This window comes from Variovorax sp. AC194 (assembly GCF_979257995.1).
This window is the reverse complement of record NZ_OZ409823.1, coordinates 6,536,391-6,561,495: the sequence shown is the minus strand read 5'-3', so window position 1 is coordinate 6,561,495 and position 25,105 is coordinate 6,536,391. Positions and strand designations below refer to the sequence as shown.

The 25,105-nt window shown below is 67.1% G+C and carries 21 protein-coding genes; 15 read left to right on the top strand and 6 right to left on the bottom strand.

Going from position 1 to position 25,105, the window contains the following annotated elements:
- Window positions 1–25: 25 nt before the first annotated feature.
- The 7 genes from ACZYRS_RS30910 to ACZYRS_RS30880 are packed head-to-tail and all read left to right on the top strand — an operon-like array spanning window position 26 to window position 8,208.
- Window positions 26–1,705 carry a long-chain-fatty-acid--CoA ligase gene (locus ACZYRS_RS30910; RefSeq protein ID WP_463422254.1) on the top strand — a complete coding sequence of 560 codons (1,680 nt, stop codon included), beginning with the start codon at window positions 26–28 and terminating at the stop codon, window positions 1,703–1,705.
- 51 nt (window positions 1,706–1,756) lie between these two features.
- On the top strand, window positions 1,757–2,761 hold the full coding sequence (locus ACZYRS_RS30905) for an ABC transporter permease subunit (RefSeq protein ID WP_013538889.1): 1,005 nt from the start codon (window positions 1,757–1,759) through the stop codon (window positions 2,759–2,761).
- Window positions 2,761–3,672: an ABC transporter permease subunit gene (locus ACZYRS_RS30900; RefSeq protein ID WP_463422253.1), complete on the top strand. Its 912-nt coding sequence runs from the start codon at window positions 2,761–2,763 to the stop codon at window positions 3,670–3,672. Before ACZYRS_RS30905 ends, ACZYRS_RS30900 begins: the two co-directional genes overlap by 1 nt.
- 22 nt (window positions 3,673–3,694) lie before the next feature.
- Complete coding sequence (locus ACZYRS_RS30895) at window positions 3,695–4,723, top strand: ABC transporter ATP-binding protein (RefSeq protein WP_463422252.1); 1,029 nt, start codon at window positions 3,695–3,697, stop codon at window positions 4,721–4,723.
- Window positions 4,720–5,763: a peptide ABC transporter ATP-binding protein gene (locus ACZYRS_RS30890; RefSeq protein ID WP_198787106.1), complete on the top strand. Its 1,044-nt coding sequence runs from the start codon at window positions 4,720–4,722 to the stop codon at window positions 5,761–5,763. Before ACZYRS_RS30895 ends, ACZYRS_RS30890 begins: the two co-directional genes overlap by 4 nt.
- Before the next feature lie 42 nt (window positions 5,764–5,805).
- Window positions 5,806–7,437, top strand: a complete 1,632-nt coding sequence (locus ACZYRS_RS30885; protein WP_198787107.1) for an ABC transporter substrate-binding protein — start codon at window positions 5,806–5,808, stop codon at window positions 7,435–7,437.
- Window positions 7,438–7,443: 6 nt separating this feature from the next.
- On the top strand, window positions 7,444–8,208 hold the full coding sequence (locus tag ACZYRS_RS30880; protein ID WP_463422251.1) for a 5'-methylthioadenosine/adenosylhomocysteine nucleosidase: 765 nt from the start codon (window positions 7,444–7,446) through the stop codon (window positions 8,206–8,208).
- Here ACZYRS_RS30880 and corA read toward each other — a convergent pair.
- Window positions 8,201–9,187 (bottom strand): magnesium/cobalt transporter CorA, encoded by a 987-nt coding sequence (gene corA / locus ACZYRS_RS30875; protein WP_013538896.1) that lies wholly within the window; start codon window positions 9,185–9,187, stop codon window positions 8,201–8,203. The genes ACZYRS_RS30880 and corA overlap by 8 nt on opposite strands.
- Before the next feature lie 212 nt (window positions 9,188–9,399).
- On the opposite strand from corA, the gene ACZYRS_RS30870 reads away from it, so the two are divergent.
- The 4 genes from ACZYRS_RS30870 to hprK all read left to right on the top strand — a co-directional run bounded on the left by ACZYRS_RS30870 (window position 9,400) and on the right by hprK (window position 13,949).
- The gene (locus ACZYRS_RS30870; RefSeq protein ID WP_463422250.1) at window positions 9,400–11,517 is read left to right on the top strand and encodes an ATP-dependent helicase; all 2,118 of its coding nucleotides are present in this window, start codon (window positions 9,400–9,402) and stop codon (window positions 11,515–11,517) included.
- A 318-nt stretch (window positions 11,518–11,835) separates the two neighbouring features.
- On the top strand, window positions 11,836–12,165 hold the full coding sequence (hpf, locus tag ACZYRS_RS30865; RefSeq protein WP_093436673.1) for a ribosome hibernation-promoting factor, HPF/YfiA family: 330 nt from the start codon (window positions 11,836–11,838) through the stop codon (window positions 12,163–12,165).
- 215 nt (window positions 12,166–12,380) lie between these two features.
- A complete protein-coding gene (locus ACZYRS_RS30860; RefSeq protein ID WP_093127334.1) occupies window positions 12,381–12,848 on the top strand; it encodes a PTS sugar transporter subunit IIA in 468 nt (155 codons plus the stop codon).
- Window positions 12,849–12,989: 141 nt separating this feature from the next.
- Window positions 12,990–13,949 (top strand): HPr(Ser) kinase/phosphatase, encoded by a 960-nt coding sequence (gene hprK, locus ACZYRS_RS30855; RefSeq protein WP_093436676.1) that lies wholly within the window; start codon window positions 12,990–12,992, stop codon window positions 13,947–13,949.
- 19 nt (window positions 13,950–13,968) lie between these two features.
- Here the strand turns inward: hprK and fur are convergent, their stop codons facing one another.
- A complete protein-coding gene (fur, locus tag ACZYRS_RS30850; RefSeq protein WP_042581320.1) occupies window positions 13,969–14,388 on the bottom strand; it encodes a ferric iron uptake transcriptional regulator in 420 nt (139 codons plus the stop codon).
- Window positions 14,389–14,477: 89 nt separating this feature from the next.
- On the opposite strand from fur, the gene ACZYRS_RS30845 reads away from it, so the two are divergent.
- The 4 genes from ACZYRS_RS30845 to ACZYRS_RS30830 all read left to right on the top strand — a co-directional run bounded on the left by ACZYRS_RS30845 (window position 14,478) and on the right by ACZYRS_RS30830 (window position 17,170).
- Entirely contained in the window at window positions 14,478–15,032 is a 555-nt protein-coding gene (locus ACZYRS_RS30845; RefSeq protein ID WP_463422249.1) for an outer membrane protein assembly factor BamE, read from the top strand.
- Between the two features lie 143 nt (window positions 15,033–15,175).
- Window positions 15,176–15,976, top strand: a complete 801-nt coding sequence (dapB, locus tag ACZYRS_RS30840) for a 4-hydroxy-tetrahydrodipicolinate reductase (protein WP_463422562.1) — start codon at window positions 15,176–15,178, stop codon at window positions 15,974–15,976.
- A 9-nt stretch (window positions 15,977–15,985) separates the two neighbouring features.
- Window positions 15,986–16,681 carry a MotA/TolQ/ExbB proton channel family protein gene (locus tag ACZYRS_RS30835; protein ID WP_463422248.1) on the top strand — a complete coding sequence of 232 codons (696 nt, stop codon included), beginning with the start codon at window positions 15,986–15,988 and terminating at the stop codon, window positions 16,679–16,681.
- Between the two features lie 18 nt (window positions 16,682–16,699).
- Window positions 16,700–17,170, top strand: a complete 471-nt coding sequence (locus ACZYRS_RS30830; protein WP_463422247.1) for an ExbD/TolR family protein — start codon at window positions 16,700–16,702, stop codon at window positions 17,168–17,170.
- A gap of 137 nt (window positions 17,171–17,307) precedes the next feature.
- Here ACZYRS_RS30830 and ACZYRS_RS30825 read toward each other — a convergent pair whose 3' ends face one another.
- The 4 genes from ACZYRS_RS30825 to glgX form a co-directional block, all read right to left on the bottom strand.
- Window positions 17,308–19,791: a glycogen/starch/alpha-glucan phosphorylase gene (locus ACZYRS_RS30825; RefSeq protein WP_198787112.1), complete on the bottom strand. Its 2,484-nt coding sequence runs from the start codon at window positions 19,789–19,791 to the stop codon at window positions 17,308–17,310.
- 47 nt (window positions 19,792–19,838) lie between these two features.
- On the bottom strand, window positions 19,839–21,314 hold the full coding sequence (gene glgA / locus ACZYRS_RS30820) for a glycogen synthase GlgA (RefSeq protein WP_463422246.1): 1,476 nt from the start codon (window positions 21,312–21,314) through the stop codon (window positions 19,839–19,841).
- Between the two features lie 17 nt (window positions 21,315–21,331).
- Entirely contained in the window at window positions 21,332–22,663 is a 1,332-nt protein-coding gene (gene glgC / locus ACZYRS_RS30815) for a glucose-1-phosphate adenylyltransferase (RefSeq protein WP_463422245.1), read from the bottom strand.
- Between the two features lie 79 nt (window positions 22,664–22,742).
- A complete protein-coding gene (gene glgX / locus ACZYRS_RS30810; protein WP_463422244.1) occupies window positions 22,743–24,815 on the bottom strand; it encodes a glycogen debranching protein GlgX in 2,073 nt (690 codons plus the stop codon).
- Window positions 24,816–25,105: the final 290 nt, after the last annotated feature.

Here is a 25,105-nt window from a genome sequence, read left to right as displayed (position 1 = left end):
TCCAAGACCTGGAGGAGACACATCCATGACCGACCGCCCCTGGCTCAGCAGCTACCCGCAAGGCGTGCCCGCCGACATCGACGCTTCGCACTATTCCTCGCTGGTCGGGCTCATGGAAGAGAGCTTCACCAAGTACGCCGACCGCACGGCCTACAGCTTCATGGGCAAGGACGTGAGCTACGCAGAGACCGACAAGCAGAGCAAGGCGTTCGCTGCCTACCTGCAGGGCCTGGGCCTCGTGAAGGGCGACCGCGTGGCCGCGATGATGCCCAACTGCCCGCAGTACCCCATCGCGGTGGCGGCCATCCTTCGCGCGGGCCTCATCCTGGTGAATGTGAACCCGCTCTACACGCCGCGCGAACTGGAGCACCAGTTGAAGGACTCGGGCGCCAAGGCCATCGTGATCATGGAGAACTTCGGCACCACGCTGCAGCAATGCATCGCGGCCACGCCGATCAAGCACATCGTGCTCACCTCGATGGGCGACCGCCTCGGATTCCTGAAGGGCGCGCTGGTCAACTACGTGGTGCGCAACGTCAAGAAGATGGTGCCGCACTACAGCTTGCCGGGCGCCGTGCGCTTCAACGAGGCGCTTGAAAAAGGCGCGGCCCGCAAGCTCCAGGCGCCGGCCATCGGCCCCGACGACGTGGCCGTGTTGCAGTACACGGGCGGCACCACGGGCGTCTCGAAAGGCGCGGTGCTGCTGCATCGCAACGTGATCGCCAACGTGCTGCAGTCCGAGGCCTGGAACGAGCCCGTGATGGCGCAGGTGCCGGCCAACGAACAGCCCACCGGCGTGTGCGCGCTGCCGCTCTATCACATCTTCGCGTTCACGGTCGGCATGATGCTGGGCATGCGCACGGGCGGCAAGCTGATCCTGATCCCGAATCCGCGCGATCTCGCGGGCGTGCTCAAGGAGTTGTCCAAGCACACGATCCACAGCTTCCCCGCGGTCAACACGCTCTTCAACGGCCTGGCGAACCACCCCGACTTCAACACCGTCAACTGGAAGAACCTCAAGGTCTCGGTGGGCGGCGGCATGGCGGTGCAGGCCGCGGTCGCGAAGCTCTGGCTCGAGAAAACCGGCTGTCCGATCTGCGAAGGCTATGGCCTCTCGGAGACCTCGCCCTCGGCCACCTGCAACCCCACGAACAGCAAGGCCTATACGGGCACCATCGGCGTGCCGCTTCCGAGCACCTGGCTCAAGCTGCTCGACGACGACGGCCACGAAGTGCCGCCGGGCCAGCCCGGCGAAATCGCCATCAAGGGCCCGCAGGTGATGGCCGGCTACTGGCAGCGCCCCGACGAGACCGCCAAGGTCATGACGCCCGACGGCTACTTCAAGAGCGGCGACATCGGCGTGGTCGACGAGCGCGGCTTCTTCAAGGTGGTCGACCGCAAGAAGGACATGATCCTGGTGTCGGGCTTCAACGTGTATCCGAACGAGATCGAAGACGTCGTCGCACAGATTCCGGGCGTGCTCGAATGCGCGGCGGTGGGCGTGGTGGACGACAAGACCGGCGAGGCCGTCAAGCTCGTGATCGTGAAGAAAGACGAGTCGCTCACCGAGGCGCAGGTGCGCGAATACTGCAGAGCAAACCTTACGGGTTACAAGCAGCCGCGAATCGTAGAGTTTCGTACGGACCTGCCGAAAACACCGGTCGGAAAAATCCTCCGACGCGAATTGCGCGACGCCAAGAAGTAAGGGTTCGGCCCGGGTAGGGCCGCGGCATCGATCTTGCATATTCGCGGGTCGATGTTTAAGTTCATTTGCGTTCGTTTAAGTTTGCTCGTGCCGACCTTCATCGGCATGACGCTGCTGGCCTTCTTCCTCATCCGGCTGGTGCCGGGCGACCCCATTGAAACCATGGCCGGCGAGCGCGGGATCGATCCTGCGCGCCATGCCGAACTGCGCACCGCCTACGGCTTCGACAAGCCGATCCTCGTGCAGTACGGCATCTACATCGGCCGCGTGCTGCATGGCGATCTCGGCAAGTCGATCATCACGCAGGACAAGGTGATGAGCGAGTTCCTCGCGCTCTTCCCGGCCACGGTCGAGCTCGGCGTGTGCGCGATTCTTTTCGCGCTCTTGCTCGGCCTGCCCGCCGGCATCCTCGCGGCCGTGCGGCGCAACTCCATCTTCGACCACGGCGTGATGGCCACCTCGCTCACCGGCTACTCGATGCCGATCTTCTGGTGGGGGCTGCTGCTGATCCTGTTCTTCTCGGTGCAGCTCGGATGGACGCCCGTTTCCGGGCGCATCGCGGTGCAGTACTTCATCGAGCCCGAGACCGGCTTCCTCTTGATCGACTCGCTGCGCGCCGGCGACACCGATGCCTTCTGGTCGGCGCTGCACCACCTGATTCTTCCGGCCATCGTGCTGGGCACCGTGCCGCTCGCGGTGATCGCGCGCATGACGCGCTCGGCCATGCTCGAGGTGCTCGGCGAGGACTACATCCGCACCGCGCGCGCCAAGGGCCTGTCGCGCTTTCGCGTGGTGGGCCTGCATGCGTTGCGCAATGCGCTGATCCCGGTCGTCACCGTGATCGGCCTGCAGGTGGGTGTGCTCTTCACCGGCGCGATCCTCACCGAGACGATCTTCTCCTGGCCCGGTGTCGGCAAGTGGCTCATCGAGGCCATCGGCCGGCGCGACTATCCGGTGCTGCAGGGCGGCATGCTGCTGCTGGGCGGCATCGTGATGCTCGTGAATCTTCTGGTCGACGTTGCCTACGGCGTCATCAACCCCCGTATCCGACGCTGATGAACACTACCTCGACTCCCATCATTCCGACGACCGGCGCGGGCGCCGCGCCGCCCGGCCCCTGGCGCGAGTTCTGGACCGCCTTCTCGGCGAATCGCGGCGCGGTCATCGGGCTCGTGACCATCGTCGTGCTGCTGCTCGTCGCGCTCCTCGCGCCGTGGATCGCACCGCACGCGCCCAACGAAACCAACAGCGCCGTTTTCCTGCAGCCGCCCGCATGGCAGCAGGGCGGAACGTGGCGCTACCTGCTGGGCACCGACGCCATCGGCCGCGACATCCTGTCGCGCCTCATGTACGGCGCGCGGCTTTCGCTGTCGATCGGCGTGGCCGTGGTGGCGCTGTCGGTCGTGGCGGGCGTGGTGCTCGGCCTCATCGCGGGATTTTTCCGCGGCGTGCTCGAGATCGCGATCATGCGGCTCATGGACATCGTGCTCACGCTGCCGAGCCTCTTGCTCGCCATCGTGATCGTCGCGATCCTCGGCCCGGGGCTCGTCAACGCGATGCTCGCAGTGGCCATCGTGGTGCTGCCGCACTATGTGCGCATCACGCGGGCCGCGGTCATCGCCGAGGTCTCGCGCGACTACGTGACCGCGGCCCGCGTGAGCGGCGCCGGTACGCTGCGCCTCATGTTCCGCGAGGTGCTGCCCAACTGCGCGGCACCGCTGATCGTGCAGGCCTCGCTCGGCATTTCCACCGCCATCCTCGATGCGGCCGCGCTCGGGTTCCTGGGTCTCGGCGCGCAGCCGCCATCGCCCGAGTGGGGAACGATGCTGGCCGATGCGCGCGAGTTCGTGCTGCGCGCGTGGTGGGTCGTGACCTTCCCGGGTCTGGCGATCCTCGCGGCGGTGCTGGCTTTCAATTTGCTGGGCGACGGTCTGCGCGATGCGCTGGACCCCAAGCTCAAGCGCTGATTCAATGCAAAGGAGAGAAACGATGCCTTTGCTGGACATCAAGAATTTGCACGTGGAATTTCCCACGCAAGGTGGCGTGCTGCACGCCGTCGACGGCGTGAGCCTCACGCTCGAAGAAGGCGAGGTGCTCGGCATCGTCGGCGAATCGGGCTCGGGCAAGAGCGTCACGATGATGGCGCTCATGGGCCTGGTCGGCTTTCCGGGCCGCGTGCGCGCGGACCACATGCGCTTCGCGGGCAAGGACCTCTTGGGCATCTCCGACAAGGCGCGCCGCTCGCTGGTCGGCAAGGAGGTCGCGATGATCTTCCAGGAGCCGACCACCAGCCTGAACCCCTGCTTCACCATCGGCTTCCAGCTGATGGAAGTGCTGCGTCTCCATCTGAACCTGGACAAGCGCACCGCGAAGAAACGCGCGACCGAGCTGCTGGAGCAGGTGGGCATTCCCGCCGCATCGTCGCGCCTCGCAAGCTATCCGCACCAGCTCTCGGGCGGCATGAACCAGCGCGTGATGATCGCGATGGCCATCGCCTGCAACCCGCGCCTTTTGATCGCCGACGAGCCGACCACCGCGCTGGACGTGACCATCCAGGCACAGATCCTGGACCTGCTGCGCGACCTGCAGAAGGAGCGCGGCATGGCGCTGGTGCTCATCACGCACAACATGGGCGTGGTGAGCGAGATGGCGCAGCGCATCGCCGTGATGTACGCGGGCCAGGTGATGGAGCACCAGCGCGTCGACCGGCTCTTCGCATCGCCGCAGCACCCGTACACCGAGGCCTTGCTCGCGGCATTGCCTGAACGCGCCGCGCCTGAAGGGCGGCTTGCCACCATCAGCGGCGTGGTGCCCGGCGTGCACGACCGGCCCTCGGGCTGCCTGTTCGCGCCGCGCTGCAGCTACGTCACCACGCGCGCCTGCAACGTGCGCCCCGCATTGCGCGAGTGGCAGGGCGCGGAGGTGCGCTGCCACTATCCGCTCGGCGAGCCGGGCCGCATCGTGGCCATCGAGCAGGACCGGCCGCAGCAGGTGCCCGCGGCGGAGGCGCTGCAATGAACAACGACAAGGGCGCGCCCGGCGACATCGTGGTCGAGGCCACCAACCTGCAGCGCACCTACGACGTGCGGCGCGGGCTCTTTCGCGCGCCGGCGCATCTGCGCGCGGTGGGCGACATCTCGTTCCGCCTCGAGCGCGGCCGGACGCTGGCGGTGGTCGGCGAATCGGGCTGCGGCAAATCGACGCTCGCGCGCATGGTCGCGCTGATCGAGAAGCCGACGGCGGGGCAGCTCACGCTCGTCGGCGCCGATGCGGTGAACCCGCCGGCCGAGCGCAAGCGCGAGCTGCGCCAGGCCGTGCAGCTGGTGTTCCAGAACCCCTACGGCTCGCTCAATCCGCGCAAGAAGATTTCGGCCGTGCTCGAAGATCCGCTCGCGATCAACACCACGCTGGGCAAGGCGGAGCGTGCCGCCAAGGCGCGCGAAATGCTCGCGCGCGTGGGCCTGCGCCCCGAGTACGCGAACCGCTATCCGCACATGTTCTCGGGCGGCCAGCGCCAGCGCATCGCGATCGCGCGCGCGCTCATGCTGTCGCCGCGCCTCTTGGTGGCCGACGAGCCGGTGTCGGCGCTGGACGTGTCGATCCAGGCGCAGGTGCTGAACCTGCTGGCCGACCTGCAGGCGGAGCTCGGGCTCGCGTACCTCTTCATCTCGCACGACCTGGGCGTGGTGCGCCACATCGCGCACGACGTGCTCGTGATGTACCTGGGCCACGCGGTGGAGCAGGGCCCGAAGGGGCGCATCTTCGCGCGGCCGCTGCATCCGTACACGCAGGCGCTGCTGGCCTCGACGCCCGGGCTCAGCAGCCAGCGCATCGTGCTCAAGGGCGAGCTGCCGTCGCCGCTGAATCCGCCCACGGGCTGCGTCTTCAACACGCGCTGCCAGCACGTGCAGCAGCGCTGCCGCGAAGAGCGTCCGCTGCTGCGCGCGCTCGACGAGCGGCTCGTGGCCTGCCACTACGCGGAGAAGTTTCTCGATGGCGCGCCGCCCGTGCGCGCCGATGGTCCCGTGCTCGCCGCTGCGGCGGCGGCGAATCCCTGAGTTCGTTTTCCCTTTTTTTCAACCGTGTCTGAAGGAGTCCTCATGAAGACCCAACCCTCCGTTTCGCGCCGCTCACGACTGCTGGCGCTCCTGGCACCGACAGCGCTTGCGGCCCTTACCCTGGCTGCGGGCGCGGTGTCGGCCAAGACGCTGGTGTATTGCTCCGAAGGAAGCCCGGAGAATTTCTATCCGGGCATGAACACCACCGGCACGTCGTTCGACGTGACCACGCAGGTCTACAACACCATCGTGGAGTTCGAGCGCGGCGGCACCAAGATCACCCCGGGCCTCGCAGAAAAGTGGGACATCTCGGCCGACGGCACGGTCTACACATTCCACCTGCGCAAGGGCGTGAAGTGGCACACCACGAGCAAGAGCTTCAAGCCCACGCGCGACTTCAACGCCGACGACTTCATCTTCATGCTCGAGCGCCAGTGGAAGGAGAGCGATCCGTTCTTCAAGGTGACGAGCCAGAACCACTCGTACTTCAACGACATGGGCATGCCCAAGCTCCTGAAGTCGGTGGACCGCATCGACGACTTCACCGTGAAGATCACGCTCAACCAGGCCGAGGCGCCGTTCCTGGCCAACCTGGCGATGCAGTACGCGGGCATCCAGTCCAAGGAATACGCGATCGCGATGCTCAAGGCCGGCACGCCCGAGAAGGTGGACCAGGACCCGATCGGCACCGGCCCCTTCTACCTCGTGCAATACCAGAAGGACGCGATCATCCGCTTCAAGGCCTTCCCGCAGTACTGGGGCGGCAAGGCGAAGATCGACGACCTCGTGTTCGCGATCACGCCCGATGCGTCGGTGCGCTGGGCCAAGCTGCAGAAGGGCGAGTGCCACGTGATGCCGTACCCGAACCCGGCCGACCTGGACGCGATCCGCAAGGACCCGAACGTGCAGGTGCTGGAGCAGCCGGGCCTGAATGTGGGCTACCTCTCGTACAACACGACCAAGAAGCCCTTCGACGACGTGCGCGTGCGCAAGGCCATCAACATGGCGATCAACAAGAAGGCCATCATCGACGGCGTGTACCTCACGACCGGCGTGGCCGCGAAGAACCCGATCCCGCCGACCATGTGGTCCTACAACGACGCGATCAAGGACGATCCGTACGACCCCGAAGCCGCCAAGAAGCTGCTCGCGCAGGCGGGCTTCCCCGACGGCTTCTCGACCGACCTGTGGGCCATGCCGGTGCAGCGCCCGTACAACCCGAACGCCAAGCGCATCGCCGAGCTGATGCAGGCGGACCTGGCCAAGATCAACGTGAAGGCCGAGATCAAGAGCTTCGAATGGGGCGAGTACCGCAAGCGCCTGCAGGCCGGCGAGCACCAGATGGGCATGCTGGGCTGGACCGGCGACAACGGCGATCCGGACAACTTCCTCTACACGCTCCTGGGCTGCGCTTCGGCCAAGTCGGCCAGCGGCAGCAACATCTCCAAGTTCTGCTACCAGCCCTACGAAGACCTCGTGGTGAAGGCCAAGAGCACGGTCAAGCAGGCCGACCGCGATGCGCTCTACAAGAAGGCGCAGGTCATCTTCAAGGAGCAGGCGCCGTGGTTCACCATCGCGCACGCGGTGCAACTCAAGCCCGTGCGCAAGGAAGTGATCGACTTCAAGCTCAGCCCGTTCGGGCGCCACACCTTCTACGGCGTGGATATCAAGTAGTAAACGGTGGCTGCGCCCATCGCCATCGTCGCGGCGATGCACGAGGAACTGAAGGCGCTCCTCGCGCAGATGCCCGACGAGCAACGCGTGCGCATCGCCGGGCGCGACTTCTGGGTGGGCCATCTGCATGGCCAGCCCGTGGTCGCGGTGCTGTCGCGCATCGGCAAGGTGGCGGCGGCGGTCACGGCGACGATGCTGCTCGAACGCTTCGCCGTGCGGGGCATCGTGTTCAGCGGTGTTGCGGGCGGGCTCGCGCCGGGCGTGAATGTGGGCGATGTGGTCGTGGCGACCGAACTGCTTCAGCACGACATGGACGCCTCGCCCCTCTTTCCGAAATACGAAGTGCCGTTGATGGGCCTTTCGCGTTTCGCGACCGACGCTGCGATCAGCGATTCGCTGGTTGCCGTGGCCGAAGAGGCGCTGCGCGATCCGGTGGCGTTGGTGGGGCAGGGCGCCGTCGATGAGTTCGGCCTTCGTTCACCGAAGGTGCATCGCGGTTTGCTGATCAGTGGTGATCGTTTCGTCTCGACCGCTGCCGAGAGCGAAGCGCTGCGTCGCCAACTGCCCGATGCGCTCGCCGTGGAAATGGAAGGCGCCGCGGTGGCGCAGGTGTGCCACGACTACGGCGTGCCCTTCGCGGCGATGCGGACGATTTCAGACCGCGCCGACGACGAAGCCCATGGCGACTTCGCGCGCTTCGTCGCCGAGGTCGCGAGCCGCTACAGCCTCGCGCTGGTCGGCGCGTGGCTCGCGCGGCAACCGGCTACTTGAGCCAGCCGCGCCGGCGGAAATACCACATCGGCACCAGCGCGCTCGCGGCCATCAGCACGATGGCGTACGGATAGCCCATGGCCCAGTCGAGCTCGGGCATGAACTTGAAGTTCATGCCGTAGATGCTCGCGATCAGCGTGGGCGGCAAGAGCGCCACGCTCGCCACCGAGAAGATCTTGATGGTCTTGTTCTGGTTGATGTTGATGAAACCAACGGTCGCATCCATCAGGAAGTTGATCTTGTCGAAAAGGAACGCCGTGTGGTTGTCCAGCGATTCGATGTCGCGCAGGATCTGCCGCGCTTCCTCGAACTGCTCGGCGTTGAGCATCTTGCTGCGCATCATGAAGCTGACCGCGCGGCGCGTGTCCATCACGTTGCGGCGGATGCGGCCGTTCAAGTCTTCCTGCCGCGCGATGAGGCCGAGCACTTCGCCGGCCAGCTCGTCGGTGACGTTGCCCGAGAGCACTTTCTTGCCGGCCACTTCGAGCTCGTCGTAGATGTTCTCCAGCGTGTCGGCCGAGTATTCGGCGTCGGCGTCGAAGAGCTTGAGCATCACTTCCTTCGCGTCTTCGATGAGCCCCGGCGCGCGACGCGCGCGCATGCGCAGCAGACGGAACACCGGCACGTCCTCGTCGTGGATCGAGAACAGCACGCCGCGGCTGCGCAAATCGGTGTTGTGCTGGTTGAGGATGAACGCCACGCGCACCGTGCGCGGGTCTTCGTCGTCGTCGATCAAAAAGTCGGAGCGGATGTGCAGCTCGCCGTTGTCTTCCTCGTAGAAGCGGGCGGATTCCTCGATGTCCTCGTCCATCGCGTCTTCGGGAATCGAGAGGCCGTAGTACTGCTTGATCCAGCGCTTTTCTTCGAGCGTGGGCGATTCGAGATCGACCCAGATCGGCTGGAACTTGGAGAGCTCTTCCAGCGACTCGATCTCTTCCTGGACGAGGCGGCCGTTGGCGAGCGTAAAGATATTGAGCATGGGCTCACTCCCGGGGATGACTGAACGGTGGGCGAGGGAGGGGCGCTTTCAATTCCCGGGCCCGGCGCGAGCGCGTCAGAGGGGAGTTGAAAGCTGCCGAGACGGGGCGGTTTCCATGGGGAGTCTCCGGTTGCAGCGAGGCGCGATTATGTCACCGGCCACAAGGCGGAAACCTGACCGAACTGGACGGACATACAGTAAAGTCGTGTCCCATGCAGACCGCTGCGACCCCCGTTTTTTCCGCTGCGCCAAAGACGCAAGCCGAGCGCCTGGCCGCGGCGTTGGCCACGCTCAACGACGACCAGCGCGCGGCGGTTGAGCACGGCGTGGGCGCTGCGGTGGCCGACGATCACCGCCCGCTGCTGGTGATTGCCGGCGCCGGCTCCGGCAAGACCAGCACGCTGGCGCACCGCGTGGCGCACCTGATCGCGGACGGCGTCGATCCGCAGCGGCTGCTGCTGCTGACCTTCTCGCGCCGCGCCGCACAGGAGATGGAACGCCGCGCGGGCCAGGTGCTGGCGCGCGTGCTCGGCCTCAAGTCGGAGCGGCCGCCCGCGTTGCCGTGGGCCGGCACCTTCCATGGCATCGGAGCGCGCCTCTTGCGCGAGTACGCGCCGCAGATCGGCCTGGACGAGAGCTTCACGATCCACGACCGCGGCGACGCCGAGGACCTGATGGGGCTGGTGCGCCACGAGCTGGGCCTGTCGTCCACGGTGAACCGCTTCCCGCGCAAGGGCACGTGCCTGTCGATCTACTCGCGCTGCGTGAACACGCGCGCCTCGGTGGCCGAGGTGCTGAAGGAGGCCTTTCCGTGGTGCGGCGAATGGGAGGCCGAGCTCAAGAGGCTGTTCAGTGCCTACGTCGAGGCCAAGCAGCAGCAGAACGTGCTCGACTACGACGACCTGCTGCTCTACTGGGCCGAGATGGTCGCGGAGCCCGCGCTGGCCGAGGCCGTGGGCGCGCGCTTCGACCATGTGCTGGTCGACGAGTACCAGGACACCAACCTGCTGCAGGCCTCGATCCTTCTCGCGATGAAGCCCGACGGGCGCGGCGTCACGGTGGTGGGGGACGACGCGCAGTCGATCTACTCGTTCCGCGGCGCGACGGTGCGCAACATCCTGGACTTTCCGGCGCAGTTCAGCCAGGCCGCGCGGGTGGTCACGCTGGAGCGCAACTACCGCTCGACGCAGCCGATCCTCGATGTATCGAACCGCGTGATCGCGCAGGCGGCCGAGCGGCACGCCAAGACGCTCTGGACCGACAAGCCCTCCGCCGGCAAGCCGCAAATCGTGCTGGTGCCCGACGAAGCGGGGCAGGCGCGCTGGGTGGCCGACAAGGTGCTCGCGCACCGCGAGGGTGGGCTTGCGCTCAAGTCGCAGGCGGTGCTGTTTCGCACCTCGTCGCACAGCGCGGCGCTCGAGCTGGAGCTCGCGCGCCGCAACATCCCGTTCGTGAAGTTCGGCGGCCTCAAGTTTCTCGAGGCGTCGCATGTGAAGGACCTGCTCGCGGTGCTGCGCTTCGCCGAGAACCCGCGCGGGCGCATGGCGGGGTTTCGCGTCACGCAGTTGATTCCGGGCATCGGGCCCGTCACGGGCACGCGGTTGCTCGATGCGATGGACCAGGCGGCCGACCCGGCCGCGGCCGTGCGCGACTTCGTGCCGCCGTCCGCGGCGCGCGAGCAATGGGTGGGCTTTGCCGAGACTTATGCCGCGCTGCGCGCGCCGTCGCTGGCGTGGCCGGCCGATGTCGAGCTGGCGATGGACTGGTATTTGCCGCATCTGGAGCGCCTCTACGACGACACCTCCGGCGTGCGCCGCCAGGACGTGGAGCAACTGGTGCGCCTGGCCGTGGGCTACGGCTCGCGCGAGCGCTTCCTGACCGAACTCACGCTCGATCCGCCCGAGGCCACGAGCGATCGCCCCGGGCCGCCGCTCCTGGACGAGGACTACCTGATCCTCTCCACCATCCATTCGGCCAAGGGGCAGGAGTGGAACTCGGTGCATGTGATCAACGTGGTCGACGGCTGCCTGCCGGCCGACGTGGCGCAGAGCGCGCACGAACTGGAGGAAGAACGGCGCCTGCTCTATGTCGCGATGACGCGGGCCCGCGACCACCTGCACCTCTTGGTGCCGCAGCGCTTCTACATCACGCAGCAGGCGGTGCGGGGCGACCGGCACCTGTATGCGAACCGCACGCGCTTCATCACCGAATCGGATCTGGCGGGGTTCGAGCAGCAGACCTGGCCGCCACCGCCGGTGCGCGCGCCCGCCGTGCCGCCGCCTACCGCCGTGATCGACCTGCGCAACCGCATGCGCGCGGCCTGGCGCTGAAGCGGCTGGCCCTTCGCCCGGCAGGGTCACCGGGCAAGAAGCTCGTTAACACTTGCTGGCAAAGCGCCACGAAGGCGGGCCAACATGCGCGGGCAGCTATGGAATCCATAGCGGATTGAAGCAGGCTCCATGCACGCTCGCCACCCGGAGAACCCAGGTATTGCAATACCGTGACAGCTTGGGCATAGTGAATCGAACGCCCCCTCTTTCTCCTCTTCTTCTCTCCCTCTCCCCCGCACCACACCTCTCGTTTCGCCGGCCACGCTCCATCCTGGAGCGGGGTCATTTCCCCAACCGTCAATTCTCAGGAGGTCATTCATGAATTTGACGATCAGCGGTCATCACCTCGACGTCACCCCTGCCTTGCGCACCTACGTCACGAGCAAGCTGGACCGGATCACACGGCATTTCGACCAGGTGGTCGATGTGAAGGTGATCCTCACGGTGGAAAAGCAGAAGGAAAAGGAACGCCGCCAAAGGGCGGAGTGCAACATTCACGTCAAGGGCAATGACATGTTCGCGGAGTCGAGCCACGCTGATCTCTACGCTGCGGTCGATGAACTGGTCGACAAGCTCGACCGCCAGGTGGTTCGCCACAAGGACCGCCTGCAGGACCACCATCACATGGCGCCCAAGCGCGTGATGTGAGCACCGGGCGAGGCCCTTCTTGGGGCCGCTCGCACCAAAGGCCGCCTTCGGGCGGCCTTTTGCTTTTCCGACTGTGGCCGTGGGACTTTGGGGTTTCTTTCTGGCTTCTGCCTAGGCGCAGCGAGGCCTCCGGGCAACATGTAAACAGAAAGTAGGTAGGGCGACTGGGGGTTTTTACCAACCGGGTGCATAATCGCCCCCGCTCTGCCCCCACCATGAATCGCCTCGCGTCCATCCTGCCGCCCGCCCAAGTGCTTGTGAGCGTTGACGCTACCAGCAAGAAACGTGCTTTCGAAGAAGCTGGCCTTCTGTTCGAAAGCCTTCACGGCCTGGGACGCGCCCTGATCACCGACAGCCTCTTTGCGCGCGAGCGCCTCGGCTCCACCGGCCTGGGCCACGGCGTTGCGATTCCACATGGCCGCATCAAGGGCCTGAAGGCGCCGATGGCCGCGGTGTTCCAGTTGGCCAACCCCATCGGTTTCGATGCGCCTGACGAGCAGCCCGTCGCCCTCCTGATCTTCCTCCTGGTGCCCGAAGCGGCCACGCAGAAGCACCTGGAAATCCTCTCTGAAATCGCCGAGCTGCTGAGCGATGCCAGCCTGCGCGAACAGATCAAGTCCAGCACCGATGCAGCCGCGCTCCACGGCCTGATCGCCGGCTGGCAGTCGACCCAAGTCGCATAAAGGTGACTCGCCCCCAGGCTTCGCGCACTTCGTGTCGCTTCGCCAACCCCCTTCCGGGGCAATACCAGCGGCCCGGCAAAGCCGGTTCCGCGGTATTCTGGCCTGCTTCCAACTAGGCGCCCCGCGCCGCCTCCTGAACGCATGAAGCCGACCGTCATCAGCGCCGATGCCATGTTCGAGGAGTTCCGCGGGTCGCTCCGCTGGGAATGGCTCGCGGGGCTCGGTGCTTCGGAGCGCCAGTTCGATCCCGAAGTCATCAGCCGCGCCCAGTCGGCCGCCGACCTGGTCGGCTACCTCAACTACATCCACCCGTACCGCGTGCAGATCCTGGGCGCCCGCGAGGTGGCCTACCTCACGCGCGGAAGCCCCGACGACTGCGCGCGCCGCATCGCCCGCATCGTCACGCTGGAGCCGCCGATGCTGGTGCTGGCCGACGGCCAGGCGCCGCCGGACGAACTGCTGTCGATCTGCGAGCGCGCGCAGCTGCCGCTCTTCGCCACGCGCGAATCGTCGGCCTTCGTGATCGACCTGCTGCGCGCGTACCTGTCCAAGCACTTCGCCGAGCGCACCTCGATGCACGGCGTGTTCATGGACATCCTGGGCATGGGCGTGATGATCACGGGCGAGTCGGGCCTCGGCAAAAGCGAGCTCGGCCTGGAGTTGATTTCGCGCGGCAACGGCCTGGTGGCCGACGATGCCGTCGACCTCTACCGCATCAACCAAAACACTATCGAAGGGCGTTGCCCGGATCTGCTGCTGAACCTGCTGGAAGTGCGCGGCATCGGCCTCCTGGACATCCGTGCGATCTTCGGCGAGACGGCGGTGCGCCGGAAAATGCGCCTGAAGCTCATCGTGCACCTGGTGCGGCGCGACAGCTTCGAGCGCGACTACGAGCGCATGCCCTCGGCGCCCCTCACGCAGGACGTGCTGGGCATTCCGGTGCGCAAGGTCATCATCCAGGTGGTGGCGGGGCGAAACATCGCCGTGCTGGTCGAGGCGGCCGTGCGCAATTCGATCCTGCAGCTGCGGGGCATCGACACCTATGCGGATTTCGTGGCGCGCCACCACAAGGCGATGGAAAGCGGGCGCGACGGCGACTGACGCCGTTTTCGTCGACCGTTCAGCGCTTCGCTACGCAGTCGCCGCAAAGGCCATAGAGCGACATGGCGTGGTCCTGCAGGATCCAGCCCTTGTCCTTGGAAATCATCTGCTGGCGGCGCTCGATCTCGGCGTCGTAGAACTCCTCGACCTTGCCGCACGAGGTGCAGATCAGGTGGTCGTGGTGGGTGCCTTCGTTGAGCTCGTAGACGGCCTTGCCGCTCTCGAAATGGCTGCGCTCCAGGATGCCGGCCTGCTCGAACTGCGTGAGCACGCGGTAGACGGTGGCCAGGCCGATGTCGGAATGCTCGTTGAGCAGCACGCGAAACACGTCTTCGGCCGTCATGTGCCGCTGGCTGCCGGTCTGGAAGATTTCCAGAATCTTCAGGCGTGGCAAGGTGGCCTTGAGGCCGGTATTCTTGAGTTCGTCGATATTGGCCATTGATGGTTCCTGCGCCCTGTGCTGCGGTCAGGTCCTGAAAAGGTCAGCCGCTACAATGGCCGATCATATCGCTACCCCCTTTTCCTCCCATGCCTGCCATTCTCCAACGCCGTCCCTGGCTGCTGGCTGCTGCCGTCGCCGCGACGCTCTGCCTCGGTGCCTGCAGCGGTTTCAGCGATCGCACGCGGGGCGCGCTGTCCGCGATCACGCCCTACAAGGTCGAAGTGGTCCAGGGCAATTTCGTGTCGAAGGAACAGGTCGCGGCGCTCAAGCCCGGCATGTCCCGCCAGCAGGTGCGTGAAATCCTCGGCACTTCGCTGCTGAGCGACGTGTTCCACGCCAACCGCTGGGACTACGTGTTCACCATCCGCCGCCAGGGCGTCGAGCCCCAGGAACGGCGCCTGACGGTGTTCTTCAACGGCGAGCTGCTGGACCGCTTCGAAGGCGGCGAGATGCCCAGCGAAGAAGAATTCGTCGCCACGCTCGATACCCGCAAGAAATCCGGCAAGGTGCCCCCGCTGGAGGCCAGCGAAGACGAGCTCAAGAAATTCGCGCCGGCCAAGGACGAGAAAGCCGACGCCGCAGCATCGGCCGCCGTGCCGCCGCTGCCGGCCGCCTACCCCCCGCTCGAAGCCGCGCGCTGAGCGCAGCAGGAGCGGGCGGCGCCCGCCGAGTCAGGCGGCGTCCGTCCGGTGCCCTTCTTGGTTCCCAGTGGCCTGCGGGCCACCTTGAAGACTGAATCCGCGTGACCGAACCTACCTCTTCCTCTCTTTCCGCCACCCCCGCGCTGCGCCGCATCGCCATCGCCGGCGCCTCGGGCCGCATGGGCCACATGCTGATCGAGGCCGTGCGCAACGCCCCCGACTGCCGCCTGGCCGGCGCCCTGGACATCGCCGGCAGCGAGGCCATCGGCGCCGACGCCGCGGCCTTCCTGGGCTTCACGAGCGGCGTGCCCATCGTGGCGGACCTGCGCACGGGCCTTGCGGACGCGCAGGTGGTCATCGACTTCACCCGCCCCGAAGGCACGCTCGCGCACTTGGCGATCTGCCGCGAGCTCGGCGTGCAGGCGGTCATCGGCACCACCGGCTTCAGCGATGCGCAGAAGGCCGAGATCGCCGAGATCGCCAAGGACGTCGCGATCATGCTGGCCCCCAACATGAGCGTGGGCGTCAACGTCACCTTCAAGCTGCTCGAGATGGCCGCCAAGGCGATGTCGACCGGCTACGACATCGAGATCATCGAGGCCCACCACCGCCACAAGGTCGATGCGCCCTCGGGCACCGCGCTCAAGATGGGCGAAGTGATCGCCGATGCGCTCGGCCGCGACCTGAAGGACTGCGCCGTCTATGCCCGCGAGGGCATCACCGGCGAGCGCGACCCCTCGACCATCGGCTTCTCGGCCATCCGGGGCGGCGACATCGTGGGCGACCACACGGTGCTCTTCGCCGGCATCGGCGAGCGCATCGAGATCACGCACAAGTCGTCCAGCCGCGTGACCTACGCACAGGGCGCCCTGCGCGCGGTGCGCTTCCTGGCCGGTCAAAAGTCCGGCCTCTTCGACATGTACGACGTGCTCGGCCTGCGCTAAGGACTGCCGATGAGCGTGCTCCAACTGCTGACCCAGGGCGACGGCGTCAGCCGTTCGGTGGCGGCGCTGCTGCTGGCGATGTCGATCGCCAGCTGGGTGGTGATCCTCTGGAAGGCGTGGCTCTTGCGCGGCGGCACACGCGACGTGCTGCGTGGCATCGCGGCGTTCTGGCAGTCGGCCACGCTGGCCGATGCCGAGCAGAAGCTCAAGGCCTTCGACCGGGCCACGCTGGTGCTGCCGGCGGTCATTGCCCTCAAGAACGCGGCGGCCGCCAACGTCAATGGCACGCTCGGTGCGACGGGCGACCGCAACCAGCGCCTGACGCGCGCGCTGCGCGATGCCTTGCACGGCGCGCTGCGGCGCCTGCAGGCCGGGCAAATTCTTCTCGCGACGGTCGGCGCCACTGCGCCCTTCGTCGGCCTTTTGGGCACGGTCTGGGGCATCTATGGTGCGCTCACGGGTATCGCGGGCCAGACCGGCGGCTTCACCATCGACAAGGTGGCCGGCCCCGTCGGCGAGGCGCTCGTCATGACGGCATTCGGCCTCGCGGTCGCGATTCCGGCCGTGCTGGCCTACAACGTCTTCGGCCGCGTCATCGGCCGCATCGAGGCCGAGCTCGAAGGCTTCGCGCACGACCTGCTCGGCAGCTTCGGCGACGCACCGGCACCCGCCGCGCCGCCGCCGGCGCGGCCGATGCCCGTCTGACCGGGGAGCGCACGCACCATGGCCTTCGGACGCACTTCGCTCGGCAGCAGCGCGGCAGGCGGCGGGCGCGCCACGGGTGCCGGCGGGCAGCGACCGCTCTCGGACATCAACGTCACCCCGCTGGTCGACGTGATGCTGGTGCTGCTGGTGATCTTCATCATCACGGCGCCGCTGATGGCCAGCTCGATCAAGCTCGACCTGCCGCAGACCGATGCGGGCCAGCCCAACGACACGCCCAAGTTCGTGAGCCTCTCGGTCGATGCATCGGGCAAGGTCTTCCTGAACGACAAGCCCGTGACCGACGAAGAGCTGGCCGCCCAACTCGAAAAGGCCGCCGCGGACAGCAAGGACACCGAAGTGCAGCTGCGCGCCGACCAGACCGTGCCCTACGGCAAGGTGGTGGCGCTCATGGGCATCGCGAACAAGGCGGGGCTGAGCCGCATCGGCTTCGTGACAGAGGCTGAAGCGGCCCCCGAAAAGCCGCGCTGAACTTGTCTTGCTCCTTCCCCCTTTGGGGGAAGGTTGGGATGGGGGCAAGCGGCGTTCGTTCAGCGCAAGGCTTCATCAGCCGCCGCGTGCCCCCACCCCGGCCCTCCCCCGGAAGGGGAGGGAGAAATACCGAAGACTCAGCCGAGGACCACGGGCTTCGTGTTCCAGATCTCGTGCGCGTACTGCGCGATCGTCCGGTCCGACGAAAACGCCCCCATCCCCGCCACATTGAGAATCGCCATCCGGGTCCACGCGTCCGAATCGCGGTACAGCGCATCCACCTCGGCTTGCTTGGCGACATAGCTCGCGTAGTCCGCCAGCAGCAGGTAGTGGTCGCCCCAGTTCACCAGCGCGTCGTAGATGCCCTGGAAGCGCGAGGGCTCCCCGGGCGAGAACGCGCCGTCGCGGATCGCGTCGAGCACGCGCTTCAATTCCGCGTTCTCCTCGTAGATCTCGCGCGGCTGGTAGCCACGGGCGCGAATGTCCGCCACCTCCGGCGTCGTGTTGCCGAAGATGAAGATGTTCTCCGGCCCCACGTTCTCGCGCATCTCCACGTTGGCGCCGTCCAGCGTGCCGATGGTGAGCGCGCCGTTCAGCGCAAACTTCATGTTGCCGGTGCCCGAGGCCTCGGTGCCCGCGGTGGAAATCTGCTCCGAGAGGTCCGCTGCCGGCATGATGATTTCCGCCAGGCTCACGCTGTAGTTCGGCAAAAACACCACCTTCAGCAGCTTGCCCACGCGCGCATCGGCGTTGATGGTGCTGGCCACATCGTTGATGAGCCGGATCACCAGCTTGGCCATCACGTAGGCCGACGCCGCCTTGCCCGCGAACACCACCACGCGCGGCACGATGTCGATGGGCGTACCGGCGGCCTGCGCGTCCAGGATGCGGTGGTAGCGCGCCACCACGTGCAGCACGTTGAGCAGTTGCCGCTTGTATTCGTGGATGCGCTTGACCTGCACGTCGAACATCGCGTCGGTGTCCAGGTCGATCTTCAGGTGCTCGCCGACCCAGTTGGCCAGCCGCAGCTTGTTCTCGCGCTTGGCGTGGCGGAACGCGCGCACGAAGGCGGGTTGCGCGGTCATTGGTTTCAGCGCCTCCAGCTGCGACAGGTCGCGCCGCCAGCCCTTGCCGATGCGCTGGTCCAGCAGCCCGGCCAGCGGCGGGTTGGCCTGCGCGAGCCAGCGGCGCGGCGTGACGCCGTTGGTCTTGTTGTTGAAGCGCTCGGGAAAGATCTTGTCGAAGTCCGCGAAGATCGACTGCTTCATCAGCTCCGAATGCAGCCCCGAGACGCCGTTGATCGAGTGGCTCGCGAGCACCGCCACGTACGCCATGCGCACGCGCCGCTCGCCCGATTCGTCCACCAGCGAAAGCCGGCGCATCAGCTCCACGTCGTTGCCCACCTTCTGCGTCACGGTGGCCAGGAACTTCGCGTTCATGTCGTAGATGATCTGCAGGTGCCGCGGCAATATGCGCCCCAGCATCTCCACCGGCCAGGTCTCCAGCGCCTCGTGCATCAGCGTGTGGTTGGTGTAGCTGAACACCTTCTGCGTGTGCGCCCAGGCCTCGTCCCACGCAAGGCCGTGCTCGTCGAGCAGAAGGCGCATGAGCTCGGGCACCGCGAGCACCGGGTGCGTGTCGTTCAGGTGGATGCTGACCTTCTCGGAGAGTTGGTCGAAGGTCTTGTGGCTGCGCAGGTACCGGCGCAGCAAATCCTGCACGCTCGCGCTGCAGAAAAAATACTCCTGATGCAGCCGCAACTCGCGGCCCGAGGGCGTGGAGTCGTCGGGGTAGAGCACGCGCGAGACGTTCTCCGACTGGTTCTTGCTTTCCACCGCGCCCATGTAGTTGCCGCGGTTGAAGGCCGAGAGGTCTATCTCCTCCGTGGCGCGCGCCGACCAGAGCCTGAGCGTGTTGGTGGCCTGCGTGCCGTAGCCGGGAATGATGGTGTCGTAGGCCACGGCCAGCACGTCGTGCGTGTCGACCCAGTCGGCCGCGCCGTAGGGTGCATTCAGGCCCTCGCGCTTTTGCACGCGGCCGCCGAAGCGCACGCGGTAGTTCACCTCGGGCCGCTGGAACTCCCACGGGTTGCCGCGCGTGAGCCAGTAGTCGGGCGTTTCCACCTGCTGGCCGTCGACGATGCGCTGGCGGAACATGCCGTACTCGTAGCGGATGCCGTAGCCCATGCCCGGCACGCCGAGCGTGGCCATCGAATCGAGGAAGCAGGCCGCGAGCCGCCCGAGGCCGCCGTTGCCGAGTGCCGCATCGGGCTCGCGCTCTGCGAGCGCCGCCATGTCCACACCGAAGTCGGCCAGGGCTTCGCGCACCGTGTCGTACAGGTCCACCGCGAGCAGCGCGTTGGTGAAGGTGCGCCCGATGAGGAACTCCATCGAGAGGTAGTAGACGCGCTTCAGGTCCTGCGCGTAGTTGGCGCGCGTGGTCATCATCCAGCGCTCGACCAGCTGGTCGCGCACGGCCTGCGAGGTGGCGTTGAGCCAGTCGTCCTGGCTGGCGGCGACCGGGTCCTTGCCGACCGCGTAGATCAGCTTGTTGGCCACGGCGCGCTTGAAGGCCGCGACGTCGCGGTCGGGGTGGTCGTAGGCGAAGTCTTTGATCGTCATGGTTGTGGCGCTCTCGGGTGAGTGGTGTGGTGTCGGCCGTGCGTGGGTCAGGCGGGGGCCGATGCTTGTTGGTAGACGTCGATGTACTGCGCGGCCGCGGTGGCCCAGTCGGCCGGCCGCCGCATGGCGTTGCCGCGCACGCGCCGCCAGTCGGGCGCGCGCTGGTAGAGGGCGAAGGCGCGGCGCAGCGCGCGTTCGTAGTCGTGGGCGTCGAAGCGGTCGAACACGAAGCCGGTGGCCTCGCCGCTGGCCAGGTCTTCCAGCGTGCTGTCGACCACCGTGTCGGCGAGGCCGCCCACGCTGCGCACCAGCGGCAGGCAGCCGTATTTGAGGCCATACATCTGCGTGAGGCCGCAGGGCTCGAAGAGCGAGGGCACCAGCGTCACGTCGCCGCCGCCGAAGAGCTGGTGCGCGAGCGTCTCGTTGTAGCCGATGGTGACGCTGACCGATTCGGGCGCCGCCGCCGCGCGCTGGCGAAAGGCCTCTTCGAGCCACGCCTCGCCGCTGCCCAGCAGCGCGAGCTGGCCGCCCTGGGCGAGCAGCGCGTCGATGCTGCCGAGCACGAGGTGCAGGCCCTTCTGCTCGGTGAGCCGGCTCACCAGGACGAAGAGCGGCGCATCGGGCCGCTCCGCCAAGCCCAGCTGGTGCTGCAGCACCGCCTTGCAGCGCGCCTTGCCCGCCATGTGGCGGCCTTCGGGCGTGTGATAGCCCTGCACCAGCGCGGCGTCGGAGGCCGGGTTCCAGACCTTGTCGTCCACCGCGTTCAGGATGCCGGTGAGCGCGCCGCTGCGCTGGCGCAGCAGGCCATCGAGGCCGCAGCCCTGCTCGGGCGTCTGGATCTCCAGCGCGTAGGTCGGGCTCACGGTGGTGAGCCGGTCGGCGAAATACAGGCCGGCCTTCATGAACGAGACCTGCCCGTGGTACTCGAGCCCGTTCATGTGGAAGGCGGGACCCGGCAAGCCCAGGTCGGTGAAATTCCACGGCGCGAAGATGCCCTGGTAGGCCAGGTTGTGCACCGTGAACACGCTGCCCACGCGCGGCCCTCCAGCCTCGCGCGCAAAGGCGATGTAAGCGGGTGCCAGCGCCGCATGCCAGTCGTGCGCATGCACGACCTCGGGCCGCCACGCCGGGTCGAGCCCTTGCGCCAGCTGCGCCGCGGCCCAGCCGAGCAGCGCGAAGCGCCGGTGGTTGTCGGCGTAGGGCTGGCGCGCGGTGTCTTCATAAGGATTGCCGGGCCGGTCGTACAGCGCCGGCGCGTCGATCACGTAGGCGCGGATCGACGGCGCACCCTCGGTGGCGATGTGCCCTGCGCGGAGACTGAAGCGCTCGCCCCAGGGCGCATTGAAATCGGCCACCGGCGCCAGGTCGCGCACGCCGGCCACGATGGCCGGAAAGCCCGGCAGCAGCACGCGCGCGTCCTGCCCCGCGGCCATGAGCGCCAGGGGCAGGGCGCCGGCGATGTCCGCCAGTCCGCCGGTCTTCAGGAGGGGAAAGAGTTCGGCGCTGACCTGGAGGATTCGCATCGTGGGGGGGTGCGGCCTCAGGCGGCCAGCCTTTTCAGCATTTCGCGCGTGACCAGCACCACGCCATTCTCGGTGCGCTCGAAGCGCGCGGCGTCGGCGACCGGATCTTCGCCGATCACCATTTCGTCGGGAATGACGCAGGCGCGGTCGATCACCACCCGGTTGAGCCGGGCGCCGCGGCCCACTTCCACGTCGGGCAGCAGCACGGCCTCGTTGATCTCGCAGAAGGAGTGGATGCGCACGCCCGAGAACAGCACCGAGCTGCTCACCTTGGAGCCCGAGACGATGCAGCCGCCCGAGACGATGGTGTTGACCGTCATGCCGTGTTGCCCATGGCGGTCGAGCACGAACTTGGCCGGGGGCAGTTGCCGCTGGTAGGTCCAGATGGGCCAGTCCGTGTCATAGATGTCGAGCTCCGGGGTGATCGAGGCCAGGTCGAGGTTGGCTGCCCAGAATGCATCAATCGTGCCCACGTCGCGCCAGTAGGCCTTGGCGTCGGGCCCGCGCGAGGCCCGCGTGACGCACGACATGCCGAAGGGATGCGCCAGCGCCCGGCCCTGCGCCACGGCGCGCGGAATGATGTCCTTGCCGAAGTCGTGGCTCGAATCGGGGTTGGCGTTGTCTTCCTCCAGCAGCTGGTAGAGGTAGGCGGAGTCGAACACGTAGATGCCCATGCTGGCCAGCGCCACGTCGGGGTTGCCGGGCATGGCGGGCGGGTCGGCGGGCTTCTCGAGAAAGGCGGTGATCTGCCGCCCGTCGTCGATGGCCATCACGCCGAAGGCGGTGGCTTCCATGCGCGGCACCTCGATGCAGCCGACCGTGCAGCCCAGGCCTCGCTCGGCATGGTCCTTCACCATGATCGAGTAGTCCATCTTGTAGATGTGGTCGCCGGCCAGCACCACCACGTAGTCGTGCGGCGTGGAGCGGGTCTGGATGATGTCCAGGTTCTGGAACACCGCATCGGCCGTGCCGCGGTACCAGTGCTCGTCGCCCACGCGCTGCTGCGCGGGCAGCACGTCGACCATCTCGTTGAGCTCTGCGCGCAGGAAGCTCCAGCCGCGCTGCAGGTGGCGCATGAGCGAATGCGACTTGTACTGCGTGACCACCGCCATGCGCCGGATGCCGGAATTGAGGCAATTGGAGAGCGCGAAATCGATGATGCGGAACTTGCCGCCGAAGTACACCGCCGGCTTGGCCCGCCGGTCGGTCAGTTGCTTCAAGCGTGAGCCCCGGCCGCCGGCCAGCACCAGCGCGATGGTGCGGCGTACCAGTTGATGGGCTTGCAAAGGCGCCTGAAGAGGGGCCTGCAGGGGTGCCGGTGAGGCGGGCGTGCCGGGTTGGTTGTCCATCCTGTGTCTCCGTTCGTTTGTTGGAATGCGCCGTCAGAGTTTCTGCATCGAGACTAGCACCGCGCCGTGCGCGTGGCTCCTACGTTCTTGCAACCCGGATGCTCGAAAAAGGCACTTCTGCCGCATACCCGAGCGCCTGTGGCGAGGCGCCGTGGTCCTGCGCGGGATCGGTCGAGAGACAACTGCGCCAGGCGCCCGGGGGCAGCGCGAAATTCACCGTCTCCGCGCCCGAATTCACCAGCACGAGCCATGACGATGCATCCGCGCCTTCGCAGAAGTGGATCGCAAGGGCCGTGCCCGCGTGCCAGTCGTCCGGCGTCATCGGCTGGCCGTCGGGGCGCAGCCAGCGGACGGACGGTGCACCCCCGGACGGATCGGCCGGCCACCAGCGCGTGCTGCGCAGCACGGGCGCTTCGCGGCGCAACGCCGTGAGCCGCGCGACGAAATCGCTCGTGCGCGCCATGTCGCTTGTGGGGTCGGAGGCGCCGATCCATGCGAGCCAGGTGGTCTCGTTGTCCTGGCAGTAGGCGTTGTTGTTGCCCTGCTGGCTGTGGCCCAGTTCGTCGCCCGCCAGCAGCATCGGCGTGCCCTGCGAGAGCAGCAGCACCGCGAGCAGCGCGCGCTGCAGGCGGCTGCGTTTCGCCAGCACGGCCGCGTCGTCGCTCGGGCCTTCGGCGCCGCAGTTGTTGCTCAGGTTGTGGGCATGGCCGTCGCGGTTGTTCTCGCCGTTGGCGAGGTTGTGGCGCTCTTCGTAGCTCACGAGGTCGCGCAGCGTGAAGCCGTCGTGCGCGGTGATGAAGTTGACGCTCGCCACCGGCGCGCGGCCGTGGTGGGCGAACTGCGTGCTGGAGGCCGTGAAGCGGTGCGCGAAATCGCCCAGGCCCGCAGCGCCATCGCGCCCTTGCCGCAGCCAGAAACCGCGCTGCGTGTCGCGGTAGCGGTCGTTCCATTCGAGCCAGCCGGGCGGGAATTCACCGAGGCGGTAGCCGCCGGGGCCGATGTCCCACGGCTCGGCGATCAAGAGCGTGCGCGAGAGCACCGGGTCCTGCGCGATGGCCGCGAAGAAGGGCGCGCGCGGGTCGAACCCCGTCTTCGCATCGCGCCCGAGCACCGGCGCGAGGTCGAAGCGGAAGCCGTCGACGCCCATCTCGCAAGCCCAGAAGCGCAGGCTGTCCATCACCAGCTGCAGCACGCGCGGCTCGCCGAGGTTCAGGCAGTTGCCGGTGCCGGTCCAGTTCTCGTAGAGCGCGCGGTCGTCTTCGCGCAGGTGGTAGTACAGGGCGTTGTCGATGCCGCGCATCGAGAGCGTCGGGCCGTCCTCGTCGCTCTCGGCGCTGTGGTTGTAGACCACGTCGATCACCAGTTCCATGCCGCGCGCATGCACCGCGTCGGCCATCGCGCGGAACTCGCTCGCGGGCGTGGTGCCGGGGCGGCCGCTCCAGTAGCGCGCCTCGGGCGCGAACCAGCCGATGGTGTTGTAGCCCCAGTAGTTCGTGAGGCCCCTGGCGAGCAGGCGCTGTTCGTCGGCGCGGTGCTGCACGGGCATGAGGCTCAGCGTGGTGACGCCCAGGCGCTGCAGGTGGTCGAGCACGGCGGGCTCGGCGAGGCCGGCGTAGGTGCCGCGCAGCGCGGCGGGGACGCCGGGGTGCAGGTGGGTCTGGCCGCGGACGTGCAGTTCGTAGAGCACGCGGTCGCCCGGTGCGATGCGGACGTGGCCTGGCGATGCGGCGGCATTCGCGTTCGCCGTCACGCGCGCCTTGAGCGCGACCGCGCCGTTGTCGCGCCCGTCGGGCCGATCGGGATTTGCCGGATCGTGGCCTAGGAACAGGTCGCCGCCGTCGTACCGCCCGACGATCTCTCGCGCATACGGATCGAGCAGCAGCTTTGCGGGATTGAAGCGCTGGCCTTCACACGGCGCCCACGGGCCGTGCACCCGATAACCGTAGACCAAGCCTTCGCGCCCGCTTGGCAGCAGGCCGTGCCAGACGCCATCGGTGCACGCAGGTAGCTGCAGGCGTTGCTGTTCGTTCTGCCCTGTGTTGTCGAAAAGGCAGAGTTCTACGGACTCGGCCGTGGGGGCTGCGATGGCGAAGTTGATGCCTTCTTTTGATGGGGTTGTGCCCAAGGGGAATGGCGTGCCTGGGCTCAGCATTCTTGTTGCCCTTGAATTGGTTTTTTTCCCGAGGCCGGGTCTCGCCCCGGCAGGCGACCTACTTTTCTTTGCTTCGCCAAAGAAAGGTAGGCAAAAGAAAGGCGACCCCACTGTCTGCGACCCTTCGCTGCGCTACGGGCAACCTGCGGTGCTCGCGTTTCGCGGGGTCTCGCCGAACTCGCTTCGCTCAGACAGCGGCGAGCCCTGATCCGCGAAACGCTGCGCTCCTCGGCGCAGCCAGAGGGGAGGGGGCAACCAACGGGCCATTGCTCCGCTCGGCACGAAGGGCG

Excerpts from the sequence above, each read along its gene's own strand:
- ACZYRS_RS30910 (WP_463422254.1), top strand. The coding sequence starts at position 26 with ATGACCGACCGCCCCTGGCTCAGCAGCTACCCGCAAGGCGTGCCCGCC.
- ACZYRS_RS30905 (WP_013538889.1), top strand. The coding sequence starts at position 1,757 with ATGTTTAAGTTCATTTGCGTTCGTTTAAGTTTGCTCGTGCCGACCTTC.
- ACZYRS_RS30900 (WP_463422253.1), top strand. The coding sequence starts at position 2,761 with ATGAACACTACCTCGACTCCCATCATTCCGACGACCGGCGCGGGCGCC.
- ACZYRS_RS30895 (WP_463422252.1), top strand. The coding sequence starts at position 3,695 with ATGCCTTTGCTGGACATCAAGAATTTGCACGTGGAATTTCCCACGCAA.
- ACZYRS_RS30890 (WP_198787106.1), top strand. The coding sequence starts at position 4,720 with ATGAACAACGACAAGGGCGCGCCCGGCGACATCGTGGTCGAGGCCACC.
- ACZYRS_RS30885 (WP_198787107.1), top strand. The coding sequence starts at position 5,806 with ATGAAGACCCAACCCTCCGTTTCGCGCCGCTCACGACTGCTGGCGCTC.
- corA (WP_013538896.1), bottom strand. The coding sequence starts at position 9,187 with ATGCTCAATATCTTTACGCTCGCCAACGGCCGCCTCGTCCAGGAAGAG.
- ACZYRS_RS30870 (WP_463422250.1), top strand. The coding sequence starts at position 9,400 with ATGCAGACCGCTGCGACCCCCGTTTTTTCCGCTGCGCCAAAGACGCAA.
- hpf (WP_093436673.1), top strand. The coding sequence starts at position 11,836 with ATGAATTTGACGATCAGCGGTCATCACCTCGACGTCACCCCTGCCTTG.
- ACZYRS_RS30860 (WP_093127334.1), top strand. The coding sequence starts at position 12,381 with ATGAATCGCCTCGCGTCCATCCTGCCGCCCGCCCAAGTGCTTGTGAGC.
- hprK (WP_093436676.1), top strand. The coding sequence starts at position 12,990 with ATGAAGCCGACCGTCATCAGCGCCGATGCCATGTTCGAGGAGTTCCGC.
- fur (WP_042581320.1), bottom strand. The coding sequence starts at position 14,388 with ATGGCCAATATCGACGAACTCAAGAATACCGGCCTCAAGGCCACCTTG.
- ACZYRS_RS30845 (WP_463422249.1), top strand. The coding sequence starts at position 14,478 with ATGCCTGCCATTCTCCAACGCCGTCCCTGGCTGCTGGCTGCTGCCGTC.
- ACZYRS_RS30835 (WP_463422248.1), top strand. The coding sequence starts at position 15,986 with ATGAGCGTGCTCCAACTGCTGACCCAGGGCGACGGCGTCAGCCGTTCG.
- ACZYRS_RS30830 (WP_463422247.1), top strand. The coding sequence starts at position 16,700 with ATGGCCTTCGGACGCACTTCGCTCGGCAGCAGCGCGGCAGGCGGCGGG.
- ACZYRS_RS30825 (WP_198787112.1), bottom strand. The coding sequence starts at position 19,791 with ATGACGATCAAAGACTTCGCCTACGACCACCCCGACCGCGACGTCGCG.
- glgA (WP_463422246.1), bottom strand. The coding sequence starts at position 21,314 with ATGCGAATCCTCCAGGTCAGCGCCGAACTCTTTCCCCTCCTGAAGACC.
- glgC (WP_463422245.1), bottom strand. The coding sequence starts at position 22,663 with ATGGACAACCAACCCGGCACGCCCGCCTCACCGGCACCCCTGCAGGCC.
- glgX (WP_463422244.1), bottom strand. The coding sequence starts at position 24,815 with ATGCTGAGCCCAGGCACGCCATTCCCCTTGGGCACAACCCCATCAAAA.